Annotated in this window: 16 protein-coding genes and 2 pseudogenes; 6 read left to right on the top strand and 12 right to left on the bottom strand. The window is 38.5% G+C overall.

From position 1 onward, the window contains the following. Positions 1-40 precede the first annotated feature (40 nt). Positions 41-623 (top strand): annotated as a pseudogene (locus tag I6F47_RS12010) (transposase); the annotation flags it as partial. Between the two features lie 35 nt (positions 624-658). Here the strand turns inward: I6F47_RS12010 and I6F47_RS12005 are convergent. From I6F47_RS12005 to I6F47_RS11975, 8 genes and pseudogenes are all read right to left on the bottom strand, one after another. After that, positions 659-1039 (bottom strand): hypothetical protein, encoded by a 381-nt coding sequence (locus I6F47_RS12005; protein WP_197183926.1) that lies wholly within the window; start codon positions 1037-1039, stop codon positions 659-661. Positions 1040-1277: 238 nt separating this feature from the next. Beyond that, positions 1278-1539 (bottom strand): annotated as a pseudogene (locus I6F47_RS20770) (hypothetical protein); the annotation flags it as partial. A 116-nt stretch (positions 1540-1655) separates the two neighbouring features. Beyond that, positions 1656-1973 (bottom strand): type II toxin-antitoxin system RelE/ParE family toxin, encoded by a 318-nt coding sequence (locus I6F47_RS12000; protein ID WP_024592928.1) that lies wholly within the window; start codon positions 1971-1973, stop codon positions 1656-1658. Beyond that, positions 1961-2218, bottom strand: coding sequence for a type II toxin-antitoxin system Phd/YefM family antitoxin (locus tag I6F47_RS11995; RefSeq protein ID WP_010555056.1), 258 nt, complete (start codon positions 2216-2218; stop codon positions 1961-1963). Before I6F47_RS11995 ends, I6F47_RS12000 begins: the two co-directional genes overlap by 13 nt. Before the next feature lie 322 nt (positions 2219-2540). Continuing rightward, positions 2541-3017 carry a GreA/GreB family elongation factor gene (locus I6F47_RS11990; RefSeq protein WP_007582643.1) on the bottom strand — a complete coding sequence of 159 codons (477 nt, stop codon included), beginning with the start codon at positions 3015-3017 and terminating at the stop codon, positions 2541-2543. Positions 3018-3198: 181 nt separating this feature from the next. After that, entirely contained in the window at positions 3199-4134 is a 936-nt protein-coding gene (gene secF, locus I6F47_RS11985; protein ID WP_197183925.1) for a protein translocase subunit SecF, read from the bottom strand. Further along, on the bottom strand, positions 4127-5965 hold the full coding sequence (gene secD / locus I6F47_RS11980) for a protein translocase subunit SecD (RefSeq protein ID WP_197183924.1): 1839 nt from the start codon (positions 5963-5965) through the stop codon (positions 4127-4129). The genes secF and secD overlap by 8 nt, the downstream gene beginning before the upstream one ends. 108 nt (positions 5966-6073) lie before the next feature. Next, positions 6074-6535, bottom strand: coding sequence for a hypothetical protein (locus tag I6F47_RS11975; RefSeq protein WP_197110826.1), 462 nt, complete (start codon positions 6533-6535; stop codon positions 6074-6076). A 471-nt stretch (positions 6536-7006) separates the two neighbouring features. Here I6F47_RS11975 and I6F47_RS11970 point away from each other — a divergent pair, with 471 nt between their 5' ends. The 5 genes from I6F47_RS11970 to I6F47_RS11950 all read left to right on the top strand — a co-directional run bounded on the left by I6F47_RS11970 (position 7007) and on the right by I6F47_RS11950 (position 15653). Next, a complete protein-coding gene (locus tag I6F47_RS11970) occupies positions 7007-9070 on the top strand; it encodes an HAD family hydrolase (RefSeq protein ID WP_197183923.1) in 2064 nt (687 codons plus the stop codon). Positions 9071-9205: 135 nt separating this feature from the next. Then, a complete protein-coding gene (locus I6F47_RS11965) occupies positions 9206-10984 on the top strand; it encodes an ABCB family ABC transporter ATP-binding protein/permease (RefSeq protein WP_197183922.1) in 1779 nt (592 codons plus the stop codon). A gap of 240 nt (positions 10985-11224) precedes the next feature. Beyond that, complete coding sequence (locus I6F47_RS11960) at positions 11225-13303, top strand: M13 family metallopeptidase (protein ID WP_197183921.1); 2079 nt, start codon at positions 11225-11227, stop codon at positions 13301-13303. A gap of 269 nt (positions 13304-13572) precedes the next feature. Next, entirely contained in the window at positions 13573-14286 is a 714-nt protein-coding gene (locus tag I6F47_RS11955; RefSeq protein ID WP_010555049.1) for a YebC/PmpR family DNA-binding transcriptional regulator, read from the top strand. A gap of 77 nt (positions 14287-14363) precedes the next feature. Next, positions 14364-15653 carry a leucine-rich repeat-containing protein kinase family protein gene (locus tag I6F47_RS11950; protein ID WP_197183920.1) on the top strand — a complete coding sequence of 430 codons (1290 nt, stop codon included), beginning with the start codon at positions 14364-14366 and terminating at the stop codon, positions 15651-15653. Positions 15654-15746: 93 nt separating this feature from the next. On the opposite strand, the gene I6F47_RS11945 is transcribed toward I6F47_RS11950, so the two are convergent. The 4 genes from I6F47_RS11945 to edd all read right to left on the bottom strand — a co-directional run bounded on the left by I6F47_RS11945 (position 15747) and on the right by edd (position 20602). Continuing rightward, positions 15747-16871 carry a sterol desaturase family protein gene (locus I6F47_RS11945; protein ID WP_197183919.1) on the bottom strand — a complete coding sequence of 375 codons (1125 nt, stop codon included), beginning with the start codon at positions 16869-16871 and terminating at the stop codon, positions 15747-15749. 212 nt (positions 16872-17083) lie between these two features. Then, complete coding sequence (gene gap, locus I6F47_RS11940) at positions 17084-18088, bottom strand: type I glyceraldehyde-3-phosphate dehydrogenase (RefSeq protein ID WP_007582622.1); 1005 nt, start codon at positions 18086-18088, stop codon at positions 17084-17086. 9 nt (positions 18089-18097) lie between these two features. Beyond that, positions 18098-18718 carry a bifunctional 4-hydroxy-2-oxoglutarate aldolase/2-dehydro-3-deoxy-phosphogluconate aldolase gene (gene eda, locus I6F47_RS11935; RefSeq protein ID WP_002959756.1) on the bottom strand — a complete coding sequence of 207 codons (621 nt, stop codon included), beginning with the start codon at positions 18716-18718 and terminating at the stop codon, positions 18098-18100. A 33-nt stretch (positions 18719-18751) separates the two neighbouring features. Next, positions 18752-20602 carry a phosphogluconate dehydratase gene (gene edd / locus I6F47_RS11930; protein ID WP_007582619.1) on the bottom strand — a complete coding sequence of 617 codons (1851 nt, stop codon included), beginning with the start codon at positions 20600-20602 and terminating at the stop codon, positions 18752-18754. Positions 20603-20938 lie beyond the last annotated feature (336 nt).

The following is a 20938-nucleotide window of genomic DNA, read 5'->3' as shown; positions in this document are numbered from 1 at the left end:
TTTTGTATTCCAGTTATTAATTTAATTAGATACTCAGAAAGGACAACGTGCAAAAACAGATGAATTAGACGCTCAACTGATTGCGCATTATAGCGAAGCAATTAAGCCTAAATTATCACAGCTAAAACCAGAAACAATGCAAGCTATGAGTGATTTAGTAACGTGTAGAAAGCAATTATTAACTATGCAAACCATGGAAGATAATCGCTTACAAATTATGCCTTAAGCATTAGCCATGACGATTAAACTTATTCAAAAACCAAATTATTAAAATAGAAGAAAAAATAGCAAAGCTGATTGAGAGTTGTCCTGAATATAAAGCTAAAAATGAAATACTACAAAGCATGACTGGCATTGGAAAAATAGCCGCAGCTTCTATCATCACTAACTTGCCTATATTGGGCTATATAAACAGTAAACAAGCAAGTAGCCTGATTGGTGTTGCACCGATAAATCGAGAAAGTGAACTATTTAAAGCTCATCAAAAAATACAAGGTGGGCGACCATAAGTCAGAACCGTTTTATACATGGCCATTATTGTATGCATTAGAAAGATGATTGCGATATTAAATTCAATGCTAAGAGACGGTGCTTCATGGGAAGCGCCAAAAGTTATAAATTAACTATTGACGCCATAGTCTCTTGTTAGATGCAAATTTTAATACTGCCCTTTTAGCCATCTTTTTGCCGTGATTTTTTCAAGCTTTCGTCTGTACTTTTTTGGTGAAAACTCTTCTACAATACCATTCATAACATCGAAAATATCTGCTGATATAATTGCTCCAATAGCATGAATTGCTTCATGCCTATTCAAGCCTTGTCTCATGAGTCTTGCGAAAGTTTCTGGTATTAATTCAACCTTCATAGCTAATTGATTTTCCACTATTACATGAATTGATGAATGTACACTTAAAGCATCCTCGGTTAATTCGTGATCTAAACCAATATGGAAATCATGAACTAATTCAATTCTTGTAGCTTCATCTAGGGCTAACCAGTTTTCGGGTTCTACTGCTTTATTGGGGTTATATGTATCCATGTTGCCTCGAATGCATGAGTTGTCTTTGCACCTAACGAGCCTGTAGATTAACTCGTTTTTTATTTGTTTTTATTGATAAACAAACCATAGCTGAGTTCCTATTTTGGTTCAATCGATTACTGTATTTTGCGTAGAATATAAAGAAGTGTTTGGTGTTGTTTTAATCGCGTTTTGGAAGGAATTACGGGTGGTTGAGTGGCTTTATTTTAGATTAAAAGAGCTTGGGGACTTGCCCTTCTTAATGCATTGTGCTTTGCAACTTTTCTATATTATGAACTAGGCAATACAGTTGCCTCAGCGTCAAGTAAGGCATCCACTTTCGTTTGACCCCGTAAGGTCAATTTATTCACGCCATTATTCACTGTAATGTTGCACTTTTTACCTAAACAAAAACCGCTCCAATACAGCCGAGTCGTTTGCCATTATTTAATAAACAGCTGTCGTCGCCCTATTGGGCTGTCTATTTTTACTTTCATTTTATCGATATAGCTCAGCTTTTTTGCGTGATTCATTTTTTATAAAAATGCACTCTGCATACTGTTTTTGTTGACTTTTTCGTAATAATTAGGATGGGTGTCATCCTAATTTCATCATACTAATTTCATTCAGGGGTTACCTACTTGTTAGCTGTATATTGCGTTAGCAACAAAAATTTTCGTAAGTCTCGTTCTTGTCTCATTACGTGCAAAATATATACTTTATCGTTATCTTTTTTGTAAAATATACGACAAGGATTCACGACCAGTTCAAGATAATTTAGGTTAGCTAACTCAATTGGTTTTTTACCTGATTCAGGAAAGAGTTCGAGACGTTCAACTTTTTCAAATATTTTGGAAACCAATTTTTTCGCTGACTGCAAATTGCTTAATGCGATATATTCAGCGATATCGTTAAGATCATCCAAAGCTGGATTAGTCCAAATTATTTCAGCCATTTATTCATTTTATCTTTAGCTTCAACATTCGACATGGTTTCACCACGACTTATTGCCTGCTCTCCTTTTGCAAGAGACTCAAGAATTTGCATACGCTTTTGCATAAATTCATAATCATCAACATCTACTAAGTATGCAGATGGTTGTCCATGTTCAGTTATCAACACAGGTTCTTTAGAGGAATGAAGTTCAGATAATATCTTCGTTGCTTGACGCTTCAATGTTGTTACTAGTTCTACTCTCATAATAATCCCCAAACAAATGTATCACTATAGTAGCACCGAGTAGCCAACTTGGGAAATACAACTAACGAGGCTGTAAACCACTAAAATCAATTAAAAAGGGAGCACCTAACGTCAACCCTGCTCACTTTTAAACTATTAGGTACTTCTCATTATATGCCTTTGTAGAAATTGAAATACACACCACGTTACGCTATAAAAACATAGCTGTAGGTTGGATAAATGGCGGAGCCATGCCATCCGACAATTAATTTATGAATATAAATAAGCGATTATTACGTTGGCATAGCTTTGTCAGATGGTGTTCTCTTAAAAAACCAAAGCTTTATAAAATCTCTACCACTACATATTCGTGGGCTTTACCTGCAATTGTTAACGTAATTTCATCATCAATCTGTTTATTTAGTAACTGCTTACCCATTGGTGCGCCGGGTGTTACAACAGCAATTGCGTGCTGTTTAACGTTTACTGTTAAACCACCAGCTGCAGGGCCTAAATAAAACCATTTTTGGGCTGCGTTATCATCTTCTAAACACACCAGCGAACCGATAGCTATTTTGTCGGTAGGTTTTTCGTTAAAGGCAGGCTCAAACAATTCTATGCTTTTATAGCAATCGTTTACGCGCTGGGCTTGGCCTTGTGCTAAATAAGCGGCTTCGAGCCCTAGGGTATCGTATTTATTTTCGGCTATGTTTTCTTCATGTGTGGCGGTGTCGTGCGCGGTTTTTGCCGCTACTTTTGCTGTTGTAAGCTGCGCTTCTAGTGCAAAACGAAGATGTTCGATAACGTGGGTTTTATTCATGGGGATTAATACAATACTGGCAGTAAAAATAAGGCAGCTAGTTTAACATTTTTGCTAGGCTTAAAACCATTGTTTTAAACCCCGCAAGTTTGGTAGGAATACTTGCGGGGTTTAAATAAGCATTAAACAAGTAAAGAGCTGTTGGTTGGTGCAGCTCTTTGCTTGTGTTTTATTAAAAACCTTATGGCATATCTAATAATGTTTGCGTGTGGGCATCTACTTTAACTTCGTAGTTTTTAGCGCTTAAGCCCAATAGCTCCGGCAAGGTTGCCGCTATACAAATAGACGAGAACGTACCCACTACAATGCCGGTAAATAATGCAATAGCAAAGCCTTGCAGTGGTGCACCTGCAAGCAACCAAACGCTGGCAACCGTTGCAAGTGTGGTACCCGAAGTTATTAAGGTACGTGTTAGCGTACTTTTAATCGCATTATTAATAATAGTCGCTGGGCTAAGTACATTGTTTGATTGAACACGTAAAAGCTCGCGTACTCTATCCCCTACTATTATTGAGTCGTTAAGTGAGTAACCAATAATAGCCAGTAAACTTGCCAGTACGGTTAGGTTAAATTCAATTTGTAATAGTGAAAATAATCCAAGTACGAGTATTAAATCGTGCACTAGCGCTACCACAGAGCCAACGGCTAATCGCCATTCAAAACGCACTGCAAGGTAAATCATTACCGCAATCATTGCAGCAAACATTGCTAAACAGCCTTGATCAAATAACTCATCGCCCACTTGTGAGCCAATATAAGCTGACGATAATACCTGTGCGTTTATATCATCGTTTTGTGTAACAGCGCTTTGCCAATCAAGGCTATTAGCTGTTGTTGATGCACTTGGCGCTTCTCTTAATTGAAAATGGCTATTACCTTGCGCGGTTAGCTCAAACTCACCGTTGTGATTTTTAGCAATAAACGATTGAAGCTCTTTTAGTTCAACACTTTGGCTGGTTGTAAACTCAGTTAAATAACCGCCGGTAAAATCTAGGCCAAAATTTAGACCTTTTTGCGTAAGCGTAAATACGGATAGCAGCACTAAAATGGCACTTAAAAGCATACCCATAAAGCGTAAACGTGTGCCCTTTTCACCTTTCAAAAAATAATTAAGCATGTGCTTTTTCTCCTGCTTTTTTACCCATTTTTAAATACAACGTTTGGCTTAATATTTTTGATACGTACACACCTGTAAATACAGACGTTAAAAGCCCCAGTGCGAGTGTAATGGCAAAACCTTTAACGGGCCCATAGCCTATGCCGTATAAGATAAGTGCGGTGATCATGGTGGTTATATTGGCATCAAATATTGTATTTGCGGCTTGTTTATACCCCTCTTGAATAGCTTGATATGGTGCACGGCCTTGGCGACGTTCTTCTTTAATGCGTTCAAATATTATTACGTTAGTGTCTACCGCCATACCTATGGTTAGCACCAAGCCTGCAATACCCGGCAGCGTTAACACAACCCCTGGTAATAATGACATTAAGCCCACAAGCGACGTTAAATTTAATATAAGTGCTACGTTTGCAATAAGGCCTAAACGGCGATACCAAAGCGCCATAAATGCAAGGGTAATACCCATGCCTAACATAAGCGCGGCTAAGCCATTACTAATATTTTCGCTGCCGAGGCTTGGCCCTATTGTTTGTTCGTGCACAATTGTAACGGGCGCGGTAAGCGAGCCTGCACGTAATAGCAATGCTAGGTCGGCTGCAGCTTGTTGGCTTTTCATATTGGTAATACTAAAACGAGAACTTAAATGCTGAGCAATATTGGCTACGTTAATAACTTCGCTTTTTTTAACTACTTCGCCTTTAGCGTTTTGAGAATACTCAGAGTAAACCGTCGCCATTGGCTTACCAATATTGGCTTTTGAAAACGCCGACATTGCATCGCCGCCTTGGCCGTCTAGGCTCAGTTGTACAAGTGGTTTACCCCAATCGTCGCGGCCTATGTTTGCATTATTAATATGGTCCCCTGTAAAAATTGGCACAGGATCGAGCTTTATGGTTCCGCCCGATTGCATATTAAATGTTTGCCCGCCAATTTCTTTTAATTGATAAAAACCAAGCGATGCTGTTGCACCAATAATACGTTTTGCTTCGGTTGGATCTTGCACGCCTGGTAGCTCTATACGAATGCGGTGCTTTCCTTGGCGCTGTGTTACCGCTTCGGTAATGCCTAACTCTTCAATACGTGAACGAAGGGTTGTGAGTGTTTGCCCCATTACTTCTTTATCAAAGCTGCTGCGGCCTTGCTCTGAATAACTAAATTTGGCAGTTTTAACGCTGCCGTTATTGCTTGTTACAACGGCTAAATTAGCAAATCGGCTTTGTAGCTCTTCAATAACTGGGGTTAACTTGTCGGTTGAATTAGGCAATGCGTTTATTTCAAACCCGTGCTGAGTTTGCTGCGCTTTTACGCCATGTGCTTTTTGCTTAATGATGATTGATTTAGCTTGTTGATACGCACTGACTAATTGCTCATCAACGGCTTTATCTAAATCTACGTCTAGTACAAATAGCACACCGCCATTTAAATCAAGGCCCAGCTTTATTGGTGATAAACCAAAATCTTGTAACCATGTTGGGCTGGTTGCATGCTCAACAATTTTAACTTGCGTGTTTGGATATTGCGCTTTTATAGCCGCTTGCGCCTGAGCGCTTTTAGTTGGCTCGTTTAAAAGTATATTAATAGTGGATTGCTTATCTAAACCCTGCTCAACCTCTAGCCCTTGTTTATTTAAAAAAGTAACTAGCGTTTTAGTGCTCGGTAAAGATTGCGTTTCGCTGTGCGGAGCAGCACTGATGTGCAACCACGATTTATTTGGGTATAAATTTGGTAATGCGCTGATAGCTAATAAAACCAATACTATTAGCATGGCTATATAGCTTAATTTGAACTTAGCCGTAGACGGCTTTTTATCTTTTTTAAAACTTAACATGTTGAATCCTTATTGCCAGCAAAGCTAGCAACGTACTTTTTAAAAGCACAATTAATCTGCAGGCTAAAACTTTAAAAGTTAAAACCTAATAAAATTAAATAAGGAAAATTAAGCGTGGTAGGTAGTTACAGCTTTGTAGAGTAAATTAACGTCTTTCCAGCCACTCAAACGCGACTTTTTACTATTAGTTACAAACGTATACCAAGGCTGTATAGGATTAATCGCTCTTGGTCGTAAGAATATATGCCTAACAAGATTTTGAGCAAAAAATTCAAAAACCACATCGTATTCTGGCTCACTTTGAACAGTGTGCAAAAACAATGATGAATTATTGGCTGTTAACCTTGGTTGGTGCGCGTCAAAATCGGTTTGATGCGTTTTTTTATGCTGCGAAGTATCTACAGACTTACTAATAGGCTGTATTTTAGTTAAATCGGCAATATCAGTAAGCGAAACCTGCGTACTAATATTGATATTTAAATTTTGTGAGGCGCCCATAGCATTGCTCTGCACACTAAAAAGTGCAGCAAGTAGCAAAAAGGCAGTTAAAAACACTCTAAATTTAAACATTCACGTTTTAAAACTAAAATAAGGGATTCGTAGTATATAAGGGCTAGTATTTTAAATACAATAGCCTGCTATGTATTTAGTTTAACTTTCCCCATAGCTTTACTTTCGCCTCAGAGCGCTAAAGTTACTTGAGATCGAGCGAATTATTTAAATTTTCTTTTGAAAATCTAATTTACAAAATATGTTACGTTTAAATCTACTACTTCGGCAACATACCTTCCCCTTACCCAATGAAAATTGAGTAATTATTTAGGCTTACCCACCATCTAATATTTGCAGTTTTATTATTCATTTAACATTCATTTAGTGGTTTTTTTTGGTAAAATAACAGGTAACCTATGATGCTTCGTACTATTAAATGCGTAAGTTGCAGCGGATATACGAAATTAGTATAATTAAATGTAAACAAATAGCTAAATTTTGATTTTCTTAATTATGTTATGGATAGTAAATAAGGCAGGGAAAGTCATTATGAAAAAAAACATAGTTAGTAAAATTGTCGCAAAATTTTACAATAAAAGCTTAAAGCTAATAAATACCCTAAGTAATGACACTGACCTAAAAAAGCTAATAAACAACAGTGAAATAGTCTCTTTCGATATTTTCGATACAGTGATCCTCAGAAAAGTCCTCGAACCAGCTGATATTTTTACAATAGTTGAAAATTTATATAATGATGAACATAAAAAGCTAGACATAGATTTTAAAAGTATCCGAAGTAAAGCAGAACCAGAAGCGACAAAGATACTAACTGAGCTTGATGGTACCCAATCCATAGGCTTGGATGAAATATATGCACACATACAAAAAACACAAGATCTAGACAGCAAAACAATAAATACATTGAAAGCGCTAGAAATCGAAATAGAATTAAAATTTTGTGTTAAAAATGAATATATGCACTCTTTTTATCAATACTGTATTGATAGTGATAAAAAGGTAATTTTCACCTCAGACATGTACTTACCAGAATATGTGATAAAAAAAATTCTTTACGATAATGGTTATACAAAATTCCATCAATTATTTTTATCCTCTGTAATTCGTAAATCAAAGTCTAAAGGTGGATTATATCCACATATACTTAAAGAACTATCCTGTAAACCATCTAAGCTTTTACATATTGGCGATTATTACTTCGCCGATGTAATTAACGCGATGAAAGAAGGCATCAAACCTTATTATTACAAAAAAACCAGTGAATTTGCGCTTAGCCATCATTCATTTAAAAGATTAAGGCAGCTATACCCTTCAAAACTCTCTATAGAAGAATCTATTTATTTTGCGACTATCATCAACAAAACGTTTACCCAAAGAAATAATAACAATGAAAATATTTGGTACGACTTCGGTTATGTTTATTGTGGAATAATATATTTTGGCTTAACTCGCTGGCTTACTAGTCAGGTAATACATCAAGAAATAGAACATATATTTTTCCTTGCGCGCGACGGCTATATAATGCATAAAGTGTATAGCCTTATGAATCAAGGAATTAAAACCCCTGTTAGTAAATATATGTATGCATCAAGGCGAGCTATAAACATCCCCACTATATACAATGGCATCGATGAATATTCGATAAAGGTACTTTGTCATTTTGTTCCTAATTTGAGCGTCGTAAACTACCTTGATAGAGTTGATATAGAAGCGGAAAAACATATTGAAAAAATAAAAAAAGTAGGCTTTTCTGATCAAAATCATACAATAGAAACAGATAGCGATAAGGATAAATTAGCAAAACTCTTTCATTTATTAGTTGATGATATATGTAGTAATGCAGCGGTCGAAAGAGAGAACCTATTAACTTACCTAGATCAAATTGGGTTTATGGATACCAAAAAAGTCGCGATTGTTGACATTGGATGGCAAGGGACAATCCAGAATTCACTAAATAAGCTAATGCTATTAGAAAATAATGAAATAGATATTCATGGTTATTACCTAGGCACATTTCAAACTGCAATGAAGTTTTCTGAAAAAGGGTTTCCGATGTCTGGCTATATGTGTAACTTTTCAGAACCTAAAAATAATTTTCAAGTGTTATCGGAAGGTGTGCATATGCTCGAATTTATTTTTTCGGCACCTCACGGCTCTGTAATTAAATTCGATAAAAAAAATGATGACATAGTAGCTATATTCGAACCTAATGACTTTTCTAATGATAAGCTAAATACAATAAACGAATTTCAAAAAGGGGCTATGGACTTTATTTCTGATTTTATGGCTATTGAGAGGGACTATAAAAAAATAAATATCGCTCCTGAAACAGCTATAAAACCTATATCTCGACTATTAAAAACCCCTACTTATAGCGAATCCGTAAACTTTGGTAATCTAAAACACTCTGAGTATGTCGGAGCAAATAGCCATGAAAGTTATTTTGCTAAAACGTCCGATCCATTAAAAATGTTTCTTAACCCAATTAAGTTTAAGCAAACCTATAGCAAATCATTATGGAAAGCTGGTTTCAGAAAACGTTATATGCGATATATTCTACCGGAAAATATATACTGCTATTTTAGAAAGCATTAAGTTGGTAACTCCATTTTAATGCTTATAAATTAATATTCAAAAAAACTAAAAAATATCTTCCCTTGTTTCAATTTACTGCGTTTACTTAACTTATAAGTGATTTTATCTACCCACATACCAATTCTGAGATACTGAATGCGCCCCAGACAAAGCAGTGAAAAACGACCAGACGCCATGAATTTACGCCAAAGTGTAAAAACACTGTGGCCCTACCTTACAAAATTTAAAGGCCGTGTTTTTATTGCACTTATGGCGCTTATAGGCGCAAAAGGTGCCACGCTTTTAATGCCTTGGGCACTTAAAGAAATTATAGACTCGGTAGATAAGTCGATTAACCCACTGTTGGTTATTCCCGCTTTATTGTTATTGATGTACGGTGCACTGCGTTTTGCCAGTGTATTTTTAGGTGAGATAAGGGATGCTGTATTTTCTCGTGTAACCGAGCACGCCATGCGTGATATTGGTTTAAAAGTATTTAAGCATTTGCACTCACTTGAGCTGGCTTTTCATTTAGATAGGCAAACCGGTGGCATTAGCCGCGATATAGAGCGCGGTACGAGCGGCTTAAGTTTTTTAATGCGTTTTTTAATGTTTAACATTGTGCCTACTTTGTTCGAAATACTGACCGTTGCGATTATTTTTGGCACGTTGTTTTCTGTTTGGTTTGCGCTTATTACATTACTGGCAGTCGCTATTTATATTACCTTTACTGTGGTGGTTACCCAGTGGAGAAACCGATTTATTAGAGAAGCAAATGCTGCCGACAATCAAAGTAATACCCGCGCCATAGACAGCCTACTTAATTATGAAACTGTAAAGTATTTTAATAATGAGCAGTTTGAAGCAAAAACGTATGACACCTTTTTAGCAAACTGGGAAAAAGCCCGTTTAAAAAACAGAATGTCGTTGCTCGCCCTTAATTCAGGCCAAGCACTTATTATTGCCTGTGCTATTACCACGTTAATGTGGTTGGGCTCAACAGAAGTAGTTTCAGGTACACTTTCTATTGGTGAACTTGTGATGATTAACGCATATATGATTCAGCTATTTTTACCGCTTAACTTTTTAGGCTTTGTGTACCGCGAAATAAGACGCGCGCTAACCGACCTTGAAAACATGCTTGGGCTACTTAACAAAAAACCACAAATAACCGATGCACTTAATGCAAAAGAGCTAAATGTTAGCCAAGGTGAAATAACATTTAACAATGTAAGTTTTAGTTACGATGTGCATCGCCCTATTCTTAATAATCTTAGCTTTAGTGTTAAAGCAGGCAGTAAAGTAGCCATCGTTGGCGCCAGTGGTGCTGGTAAAAGTTCGTTAGCGCGACTGCTTTATCGTTTTTATGATACAAACGCTGGTGAAATTAGTATTGATAACCAAGCTATAAATAACGTAACACTTCAGAGCCTTCGACAAGCCATTGCAATCGTCCCACAAGATACGGTGCTGTTTAACACCACTATTCGTGAAAATATCGCTTACGGCAGACCATCAGCAAGCGATGCTGAAATTGACGAGGCCATTGCTATGGCGCATTTAAAAGACTTTATAGCAACACTTGATAAAGGCGATAAAACACTGGTTGGCGAGCGCGGTTTAAAAGTATCAGGCGGCGAAAAACAGCGTATTGCCATTGCACGCGCTATTTTGAAAAAGTCCCCTATTTTAATTTTTGATGAAGCAACTTCTGCACTCGATTCTCATTCTGAGCAAGCAATACTCGCAGCAATGCGTGAAGTTGCCAGTAACCATACGAGTATTGTTATTGCTCATCGCCTTTCTACTATTACCGATGCAGACACCATTATTGTGCTCAAATCCGGACAAATTATTGAGCAAGGTAAGCACGATGAGTTACTCACACTCGCCGGAGAATATGCCCGTATGTGGGAACTACAGCATAAAAAATAAATAGTGTGTAACCCCTCTTAGCTCGGATACTTTTAAGTATTCGAGCTAAATAAAGCTTTTATAGCGCCTATCGACCTTTCTCTTTTCTTCTTTATTAGTTTTATCGAGCACTGTGGTGATTCACCTCAAAAGGTTTGTTTGTATGATTAATATCAATAACAATCGATAAGTTAAATATTCGTAACAATAAAAATGATTCACTGCTGCTTTAATTCAATCAGTGATACTCAGGAGTAAGTAATGAAAAAGAGTTTAATTGCCGCAGCATTAGCTGCCACATTTATTACCGGTTGTTCAGAGCCGCAAACAACAAAAACAGACGAGCAACACCCTAAAGTAGCCACTGCAGCAGTAACAGAAAAAGCAGAGTTAGGTAGTTTTGGTGTTGACCTAACAGCACGTAACGAAGCCGTTAAACCAGGCGATGATTTTTTTATGTATGCCAGTGGTACTTGGTATGACAACTACGTAATGCCTGCAGATAAAACCCGCTACGGAGCATTTTCAGGATTAGCTGAGCGCAGTGAAGACGATGTTAAAGCTATTATTGAAGAAATAGCAGCACGTAAAGATTTAAACGCAGAAGAAAAACTCGTTGCTGATTTTTACAATGCGTATATGGATACCGAAACACTTAATAAACTAGGTGTAGCGCCTATCAAGCCATTGTTAAGTGAAATTAGTGATATAGCGTCAACTGACGATTTAGCTGAAATGTTTGGAAAGTCTTGGTTAACCGGTAATAAAGCCCCTTTGAGTGGCGGCATGTGGTTTAACCGCTTAGACCCTAATAAATATGAAATGTCACTAGGTGCTGGTGGTTTAGGCTTACCAGATCGCTCTTACTACCTTGAAGACGCTGAGCGCTTTGTTAAAACGCGTGCAGCTTATGTTGCTCACATTGCTGACATGCTTGAGTTTACAGGAGTCGAAAATACCGTTGAGCGCGCTCAAGCAATTGTTGATCTTGAAACCAAAATTGCACAAGGTCACTGGCCACGTGAAAAGCGTCGTAATCGCGATTTAACCTTAAACCAAGTTGAACGTGCTGATTTAAGCACTGCTTATCCTGGCTTTAACTGGGATTTATACTTTGCACAAACAGGTTATAAAGTACCTCAGTTAAATGTATCTCAGCCTGAACCAATAAAAGCGATGATTGAGCTAATCAATCAAGAAGATATTGCAGTATGGAAAGACTACCTAACGTATCACGCTATTAGCGGTAACGCAGGTTTACTATCAGAGGAAGTATTTAATACTAACTTTGCTTTTTTTGGTAAAGAACTAAACGGACAGCAAGAGCCTCGCCCTCGTTGGAAACGTGCAATAAGTGAAATGTCGGGCACAAGTTCGCTTGGTTTTGCTATTGGTAAAATATACGTAGCGCGTTACTTCCCTGAGTCATCAAAACAACAAATGTCAGAGCTGGTTGAAAACCTTCGTACAGCCCTTGGTGAACGTATTGATAATCTAGAATGGATGGGTGATGCAACTAAAGTAAATGCGCGCGCTAAGCTTGCTGCATTTGTACCAAAAATTGGTTACCCCGATGTTTGGCAGTCTTATGAAGGTTTAAGCATTACTAAAAACGATTTGATTGGTAATGTGAAAAACATGCGTGAATTTTTCCACGCAGAAAGTGTTGAAAAAGAGCTACAAAAAACAGATCGTAACCGCTGGGGCATGACGCCACAACGCGTAAACGCTTACTACAATAGCTCGTTTAATGAAATTGTATTTCCGGCTGCGATACTACAACCGCCATTTTTCGATCCAAATGCCGATCCGGCTGTAAACTATGGCGGTATTGGCGCTGTAATTGGACACGAAATGGGTCATGGGTTTGACGATCAAGGTTCAAAATCAGATGAAAACGGTGTGCAACGTAATTGGTGGACGGATGCTGACCGCGCTGCATTTGACAAAAAAGCCGATCAACTGGCTGCGCAGTACAGTAAATACGAGCCAATTGAAGGTAATTTTGTTAATGGTCGAAATAGCCTTGGCGAAAATATTGGTGATGTGGGTGGTTTGTCGATGGCTTATCACGCTTACAAGCTAAGTTTAAATGGTAAAGAAGCGCCTGTTATTGACGGCGTTACTGGCGATCAACGTTTCTTCCTTGCGTGGGCACAAGTATGGAAAGAAAAACGTACTGAGCAAAGCATGCTTAACCAACTGCGTGGTGGCACACATGCCCCAGGTCGCTTTAGAGCACAAGCGCCGCGTAACCACGATGCATGGTACAAAGCGTTTGATGTAAAACCAGGCGATGAGTTATACCTTCCTGAAGATGAACGTGTACGTATTTGGTAAGTAATACTTACTTTTTATTACTTAGTAAGGCAACCTGTTATACAGGTTGCCTTTTTTATTGAGTTAAATTTACAATAATAGATATAATTCCAACGTCAAAATCCCTCGATAATCTCCTCACTAAAATGCACTTTAGATGGACTTTAGATGGACTTTAAACGCTACAGTTTTAATCGGCTTTAATACTTACTAGCCCTTGAATGCATTTACCTTTAGAATACGCATTATAATTTTATTCTATTATTTACATATATTAAGGCGAAACGCAGATGGGAAGAGCTTACCAAAACAAAAAAGATTCAATGGCTAAGACTGCGGGTGCTAAAACTAAAGTTTATTCTAAGTACGGCAAAGAAATTTATATTTGTGCTAAAAACGGCGGTGTAGACCCAGATGGTAACTTATCATTACGTCGTTTAATTGAACGCGCTAAAAAAGACCAAGTACCAGCACACGTTATTGACCGCGCAATCGACAAAGCAAAAGGTGGCGGCGGCGAAGACTACTCAGCAACACGTTACGAAGGTTACGGCCCTGGTAATTGTATGATTATTGTTGACTGTTTAACAGATAACAACAAGCGTACCTTTGCTGATGTACGTGTTTGTTTTACTAAAGCAAATGCTAAAATTGGCGCTCAAAACTCTGTTTCTCATTTATTTGATCACCTTGCTATTTTTGTATTTGACGGTGATGACGACGAAGCAGTACTTGAAGCACTAATGATGGCTGATGTTGATGTAACTGACGTAGAAGTTGATGATGGTAAAGTTACTGTTTTTGCTCCTCACACAGAGTACAACAACACACGTACAGCGCTTGAAGAAATGGGCGTGACTGAATTTGACGAAGACCTAATTAGCTTTGTGCCACAAATTGAAACGCCTATTGAAGGCGAAGACGTAGAAGTTATGGAACGCTTTTTAGCCATGCTAGAAGATTGCGACGACGTACAAAACGTTTACCATAACGCGCAATTCTAAAATTAGTTAACTAAGTTAGAACGACTTTAAGCCAACAGCTATGTTGGCTTTTTCATTTTAGAACGTGGTATAAATATATGAATAATCTTACGGAGCTTAAAAGTGGCAAACTTGTTGGTGCTACTCGCCTGCAATTAGTAGAAGAGATAAACACATTCCCTGAAGAAATTTTTAGCTTAGCTGACACGCTTGAAGTACTCGATTTATCAAATAATAATTTATCAACACTACCTGATGAATTTGCCTGTTTAGCACGCCTTAAGCGAGTATTTTTATCGTTTAATCAGTTTAAACATATTCCTGCGGTTTTAGCTAAATGCCCTGCTCTGATAATGGTTGCATTTAAGGGCTGTAAAATAACTGAGTTTGGCGATTATTGTTTACCAAAAAATATTGAATGGCTCATACTTACCGACAATAATATTACTGAGCTTCCGCAAACCTTTGGCCAATTTACACAGCTTAAGAAGCTCGCGCTTGCGGGCAATAAACTTAAGCAACTACCAAGTAGCATGGCGCAGTGTAAAAACCTCGAGCTTGTTAGGCTCTCTGCTAATAACTTAACACACGTAGACGACTGGCTGTTTGAATTGCCTAAACTTGCTTGGCTTGCGTTTGCCGGTAACTATTTTAATAAAGCTCAGTGCCTTACAAAATGCAGCTTAGAAAATAAACCTCTTAGCGATTACACACTTAGTCATGTTATTGGCCAAGGTGCATCGGGCGTTATTCATTTAGCACAAGCTGCTGATAGCGCTGTAGCGATTAAATTATTTAAAGGTGCAATTACCAGCGACGGCTACCCGCTTGATGAAGTAAATTGCTGCTTACAAGCAGGCGATCACGCTAATTTAATTAAAGTACTTGCCTACATAGAACAAAGTGATCAGTTAGGTTTAGCAATGGAGCTAATAGATAAAAGCTTTGCTAATTTAGGCCTGCCTCCAAGCCTTGAAACCTGTACGCGTGATACCTTTAATAATGATTGCCATTACTCAATTGAAGCTATTTTAAAAATTGCACAGCAAATGGTAAGTACACTGCATCACTTGCATGTTCGTAAAGTAAGTCACGGCGACATTTATGCACATAATACTATGGTTAACCAAAACCATGACGTTCTGTTTGGTGACTTTGGTGCTGCAACTAATTTAACAATGCTAAGTGAGTATCAACAAAAGCAACTAGAGCTGATAGAAGTAAGCGCTTTGGGCTGTTTAATTGAAGACTTATTAAGCACGGTAACCGGCGATGATAGACAAAGCGAGCTATTTGTTAAAATGTCCGATATGGCAAAACGTGCTATGCAACCTTTATTAAATCAAAGGCCTACATTTACTGAGTTATTAGAAGAGCTAAATATATAACTCAGCATTAATTAAATAAATTCTAACAGGGTGCAACGTGTAACACGTTGCACCCTGTTAGTTTGTATTGTGTATTTATTCGATCATTCGAATTTATTTAGTGCGCTTAAACGGATAAACCTGTTGTTTTAGCATACCTACCGGCATGTAATCCCCGACTACACCATATGCTTCTGGCCACTCTTTTTGGCCTTTAACAGCTGTACCAAACGCATAATCTAAAAACGAAAAATGCGCAGCGTAATTATGGTCAATCGCGGCTTTATCTGACGCATGATGCCAATGGTGAAACTGCGGTGTAACCATAAAATATTTTAGCCAACCAAATCTAACGCGTACATTTGCATGATTAAACACAGCCTGTAAACCCACAATAATGACGTACAAACTAATTATTTGCTGTGAAAATCCAAGTACAAATATGGGCGTGAGCACTAAGCTGCGAGTAACCAGTATTTCAAGAATATGTTGGCGAGAGCCCGCTAACCAATCCATTTCTTTGGCGCTGTGATGTACGCCATGAAAGCGCCATAATAAAGGGACTTCGTGATAAGCACGATGCACCCAATACTGCATTAAATCGGCCACAAGTATTATTAAAAACAACTGCACTACAAATGGTGCTTGCTCTATATAACCTTGTACTGTAGATGATACAGCCCAACCAAAGCCATAATGTACAAAATGGTTAGTAACAAGTAATACAAAACCAATAATTAAATGATTTACAAAAAAGTGGTTTAAATCACCTCGCCATTCACTACGCAATATTTTTTGATCTTTCCGATGCGGTAGCAGCTTTTCAATAACAATAAATATGAGTGTTGAGCCGAGTAAGTCTAAAATAAACCAATCGAGCCCTATGTAAGGTGTGTCGCTAGCAAACTCATTTACCTCAACGTTTGGTCCGCCAAACATAATAGCGAGTAAAATAAAAAACCACGCTGTAGCCCCTAAACGCTTATTGGTATTACGTACAAAGTTAAGTAGCCCTAAACTACCCGAGACCAATAATGATGCAAACATAAGCTGACGTAAAAAGTCGACACTGTAGCTTTTGCGTAGTTCTGGTGTGGTTAAGTATTCAGGAAAGTGAAACGCTAATACGCCTAGGCAACTCAGTATTGCTAAAAAGCAGGCTATGTAGCCACTTATGTTGCCCTCACCTATCTGAAGATGATTTGTGCGAAATACCTTTCGTGATAAAGCTCTGATCATTTTTATTATTCCTTGCTTCGTTGAGTTGATTAAATACAACGAAATTCCATTGATTTACACACCCACATATTAACAAAATTTAGGGTATAAAAAATACAAATAGTTCCCTCCATAATCTGAGTTGCAAATATACAGATAAACCAAACGCAAAAAAGCCACGCAATGCGTGGCTTGGTTGGATAAAGCTAAAACTTTACATCATTAGGGCTGTATTATAAAAACGCACCTAATGCTTTAACTTGGTCTAACATGCGGTTTGAGAAACCCCATTCGTTGTCGTACCAAGCCATTACTTTAACTAGATTGCCATCGGCTTTAGTTTGCGTTGCATCAAAGATAGATGACGCTGGGTTATGGTTAAAGTCGATAGAAACAAGCGGAAGCTCATTATATTGTAAAATATCTTTCATTGAACCCGTTGACGCTTCTTTCATGATTGCATTGATTTCTTCTGCGGTCGTATCGCGCTTAGTAATAAACGTAAAATCAACTAAAGATACGTTGATTGTTGGTACACGTACCGACATACCGTCTAATTTACCAGCAAGTTCTGGTAATACTAAACCAACAGCTGCCGCAGCACCTGTTTTAGTTGGGATCATAGATTGAGTTGCACTACGAGCACGGTATAGATCTGGGTGGTATACGTCAGATAGGTTTTGATCATTCGTATAAGAATGAATCGTTGTCATACTCCCCTTTTCAATACCTACTGTGTCGTTAATTGCTTTTGCAAGTGGTGCTAAACAGTTAGTAGTACACGATGCATTTGAGATGATTTGGCTATCAGCGTTGATTACATCGCTGTTTACACCATGAACCACTGTTGCATCCATATCTTTACCTGGAGCAGAAACGATTACTTTTTTAGCACCCGCTGTAATGTGCTTAGCTGCGTCATCACGTTTAGTGAAAAAACCAGTACATTCTAAAACGATATCGACGTTTAGTGCTTTCCACGGTAAATTTGCAGGGTCGCGTTCTTGCGTTAACGTAATTACGTCATCGTCAATTAACATGGTGTTATTTTCAAGTGTTACTTTTTTAGAAAATTGACCATGAACTGAGTCATACTGCGTTAAATGTGCATTAACGTTAGCTGGTGCTAAATCGTTAATTGCTACAATTTTAATTTCGCTGTTTTGAGCTGACTCATAAAGTGCACGTAAAACATTTCTACCGATACGGCCGTAACCGTTAATTGCTACATTAATCATTTTAGACTCCTATTTAAGTTCACTTGCTTGGCGAGCAAGCGCTTCAATTGCTTGCCAGTCTTTATTTTCAATTAGTTGTTTATCTAGCATCCACGTACCACCAACACAAATAACGTTGTTAAGCGCTAAATAGTTCGGTGCAGTTGCTAGGCTAATGCCGCCAGTTGGGCAAAAAGTAATATGTGGTAATGGGCCACCAATTGATTTAAGCATTGCTGTTCCGCCTGCTGCTTCTGCAGGGAAGAATTTTAAATACTTAAAACCATGCGACGCAAGTTGCATAACTTCACTTGCAGTTGCAGCGCCTGGTAAAAATGGTATATCTGATGTTTTAGCCAAAGCAATAAGCTCATCGCTCACACCTGGACTCACCATAAAATCTGCACCTGCGGCAACCGAAAGATCAAAACTTGCTTTATCTACTACCGTACCAGTACCTACATAGGCTTCAGGTACTTCTGCTTTCATCAGCTTTACAGCTTCTGCAGCAATAGGTGTACGTAGTGTTATTTCTAAGGCTTTTAAGCCACCGTTATATAACGCTCTTGCAAGTGGTGCTGCATCTTCTAATTTTTCGATTACAACCACTGGCACTACGGGTGCCGATGCTAAGATTTTTTCAATACTCATTACTTGTTCCTCATTACCCAGTATGGCTAATATTTATTCAAGTCCAAAAGCACTCGCGCCTAAATCGGCACTGCTTACGATATTTCTAAATCCAGTAAATAATTCGCGACCTGTACCAAATGTTGCACTTGGCAGGCTAAGTTCTGCTTCACGTTTAGCAAGTTCTTCGTCGCTAACGTGTACTTTTAATATTCCGTTTGGCGCATCAAGTGTCACTAAATCACCTTCTCGGATTTTAGCAATAATGCCGCCTTCTACTGCCTCTGGTGCTAAGTGAATAGCAGCTGGTACTTTACCTGATGCACCCGACATACGACCGTCAGTAACAATGGCTACTTTAAAGCCTTCATCTTGAAGCGTTGCCATTACTGGCGTTAATTTATGTAGCTCTGGCATACCTTTCGCTTTAGGGCCTTGCTCTTTTAGCACGGCAATAAAGTCTTGGTTTAATTCGCCACGCGTGTATGCATCTTGCAGAGCACTTTGTGAGCTAAATACTTTTGCAGGAGCAGTAACAACCTGATGTTCAATAGCAACAGCTGACACTTTAATAACAGCTTTACCTAAGTTACCCGTTAGAAGTTGCAGACCACCTTGCTTACTAAAAGGGTTACTCACTGGGCGAAGTACTTCTTCATCGTGTGAGTTTGCTGGGCAATCTACCCATTTAACTTTAGTTGGGCCGGTTGAGTTGCTCATGATCAGGCTATCGTCTTTATCCAAACGAGGCTCTGTCATGTAAGGTGCTAAACCATCGCCTAGCATTGTTTTAACGTCTGTGTGTAAGTAACCAGCGCTTGCTAGCTCTCGCATTAAGAAACCCATACCACCAGCTGCTTGGAAGTGGTTTACATCTGCAGAGCCGTTAGGGTAAATACGTGTAAGTAGTGGTACAACTTCTGATAAATCAGACATATCTTTCCACGTAACCTGAATGCCCGCCGCTTTTGCTATCGCAACAATATGAATTGCATGGTTAGTAGAACCACCTGTAGAAAGCAGGCCTACTAAACCGTTTATAATCGTTTTTTCGCTGATCACATCGGCTAAACACGGGCTTTCTTTATCATCTGTAAGCTGCTTAAGCATAGTTTCTACAGCATTACCCGTAAGACCATCGCGAAGCTCAGTGTAAGGATTAATAAACGAACTACCTGGAAGGTGCAAGCCCATTATTTCCATTAACATTTGGTTTGAGTTTGCAGTACCGTAGAACGTACAAGTACCTGCGCTGTGGTAAGACGCGCTTTCAGCCTCTAATAAGTCTTCGCGACTTACTAGACCTTGTGCAAATTTTTGACGAATACGTGCTTTTTCTTTATTCGGAATACCTGATTGCATTGGGCCTGCTGGTAAAAAGAACACAGGTAAATGACCAAACGACAATGCACCAATTAATAAACCCGGGACGATTTTGTCGCAAACGCCTAAACAAAAAACGCCATCAAACACATCGTGTGAAAGCGATATTGCCGTAGACATAGCAATTACATCACGAGAAAAAAGCGAAAGTTCCATGCCGTCACGCCCTTGCGTAACACCATCACACATTGCAGGAACGCCACCAGCAACTTGTGCTGTAGCATCGTATTTGGTAGCAATGTCTTTAATTAAATCTGGGTAGTCTTTGTATGGCACATGAGCCGATAGCATATCGTTATATGAGTTGATAATAGCAAGATTTGGCTGCTCATCAGCCTTTAAGCGCGCTTTGTCATCACTGCTACATGCAGCCATAACATGGGCTATATTTCCGCAACCTAAACCGGCACGAACTCTTGTTTGTTTTTTTGCGTGCGAAATACGTTCTAAATAATCTTGACGGGTATTTTTACTGCGTTCGATAACGCGCTGGGTAACTTCTTGAATACGAGGATGTAACATAATTTAACTCATCTCTATTAGTTAGAGGATAAAGGCTCAGTAGCAACTACAGACTCCACGTAAATAACTGTACTGAGCATCTTTGATTTACCCGTTCAAAGGTACGCTACCAGGGAGCCTCTCACAACAGCCCTGACACCGGTGTCACTGTATTAACGCATAGCAATGACACCGGTGTCAACCCCGGGTAACAAAAATAGTTTAATATTTTAACATGACCGAATAATGACCTAATTGATTTTTAGGCACAAAGTATATTTTAGCAAGTTCAGAGCAAAAAAAAGCCCGAATAAGCGTCACTCATATTCGGGCTACTGTGAAAGTGTTTTTAACTCA

The sequence above is a fragment of the Pseudoalteromonas sp. NZS37 genome, assembly GCF_015864265.1.
Lineage (GTDB): Bacteria > Pseudomonadota > Gammaproteobacteria > Enterobacterales > Alteromonadaceae > Pseudoalteromonas > Pseudoalteromonas arctica.
The sequence above is the reverse complement of the archived record's forward strand: the minus strand, read 5'-3'. Positions and strand labels throughout refer to the sequence as shown.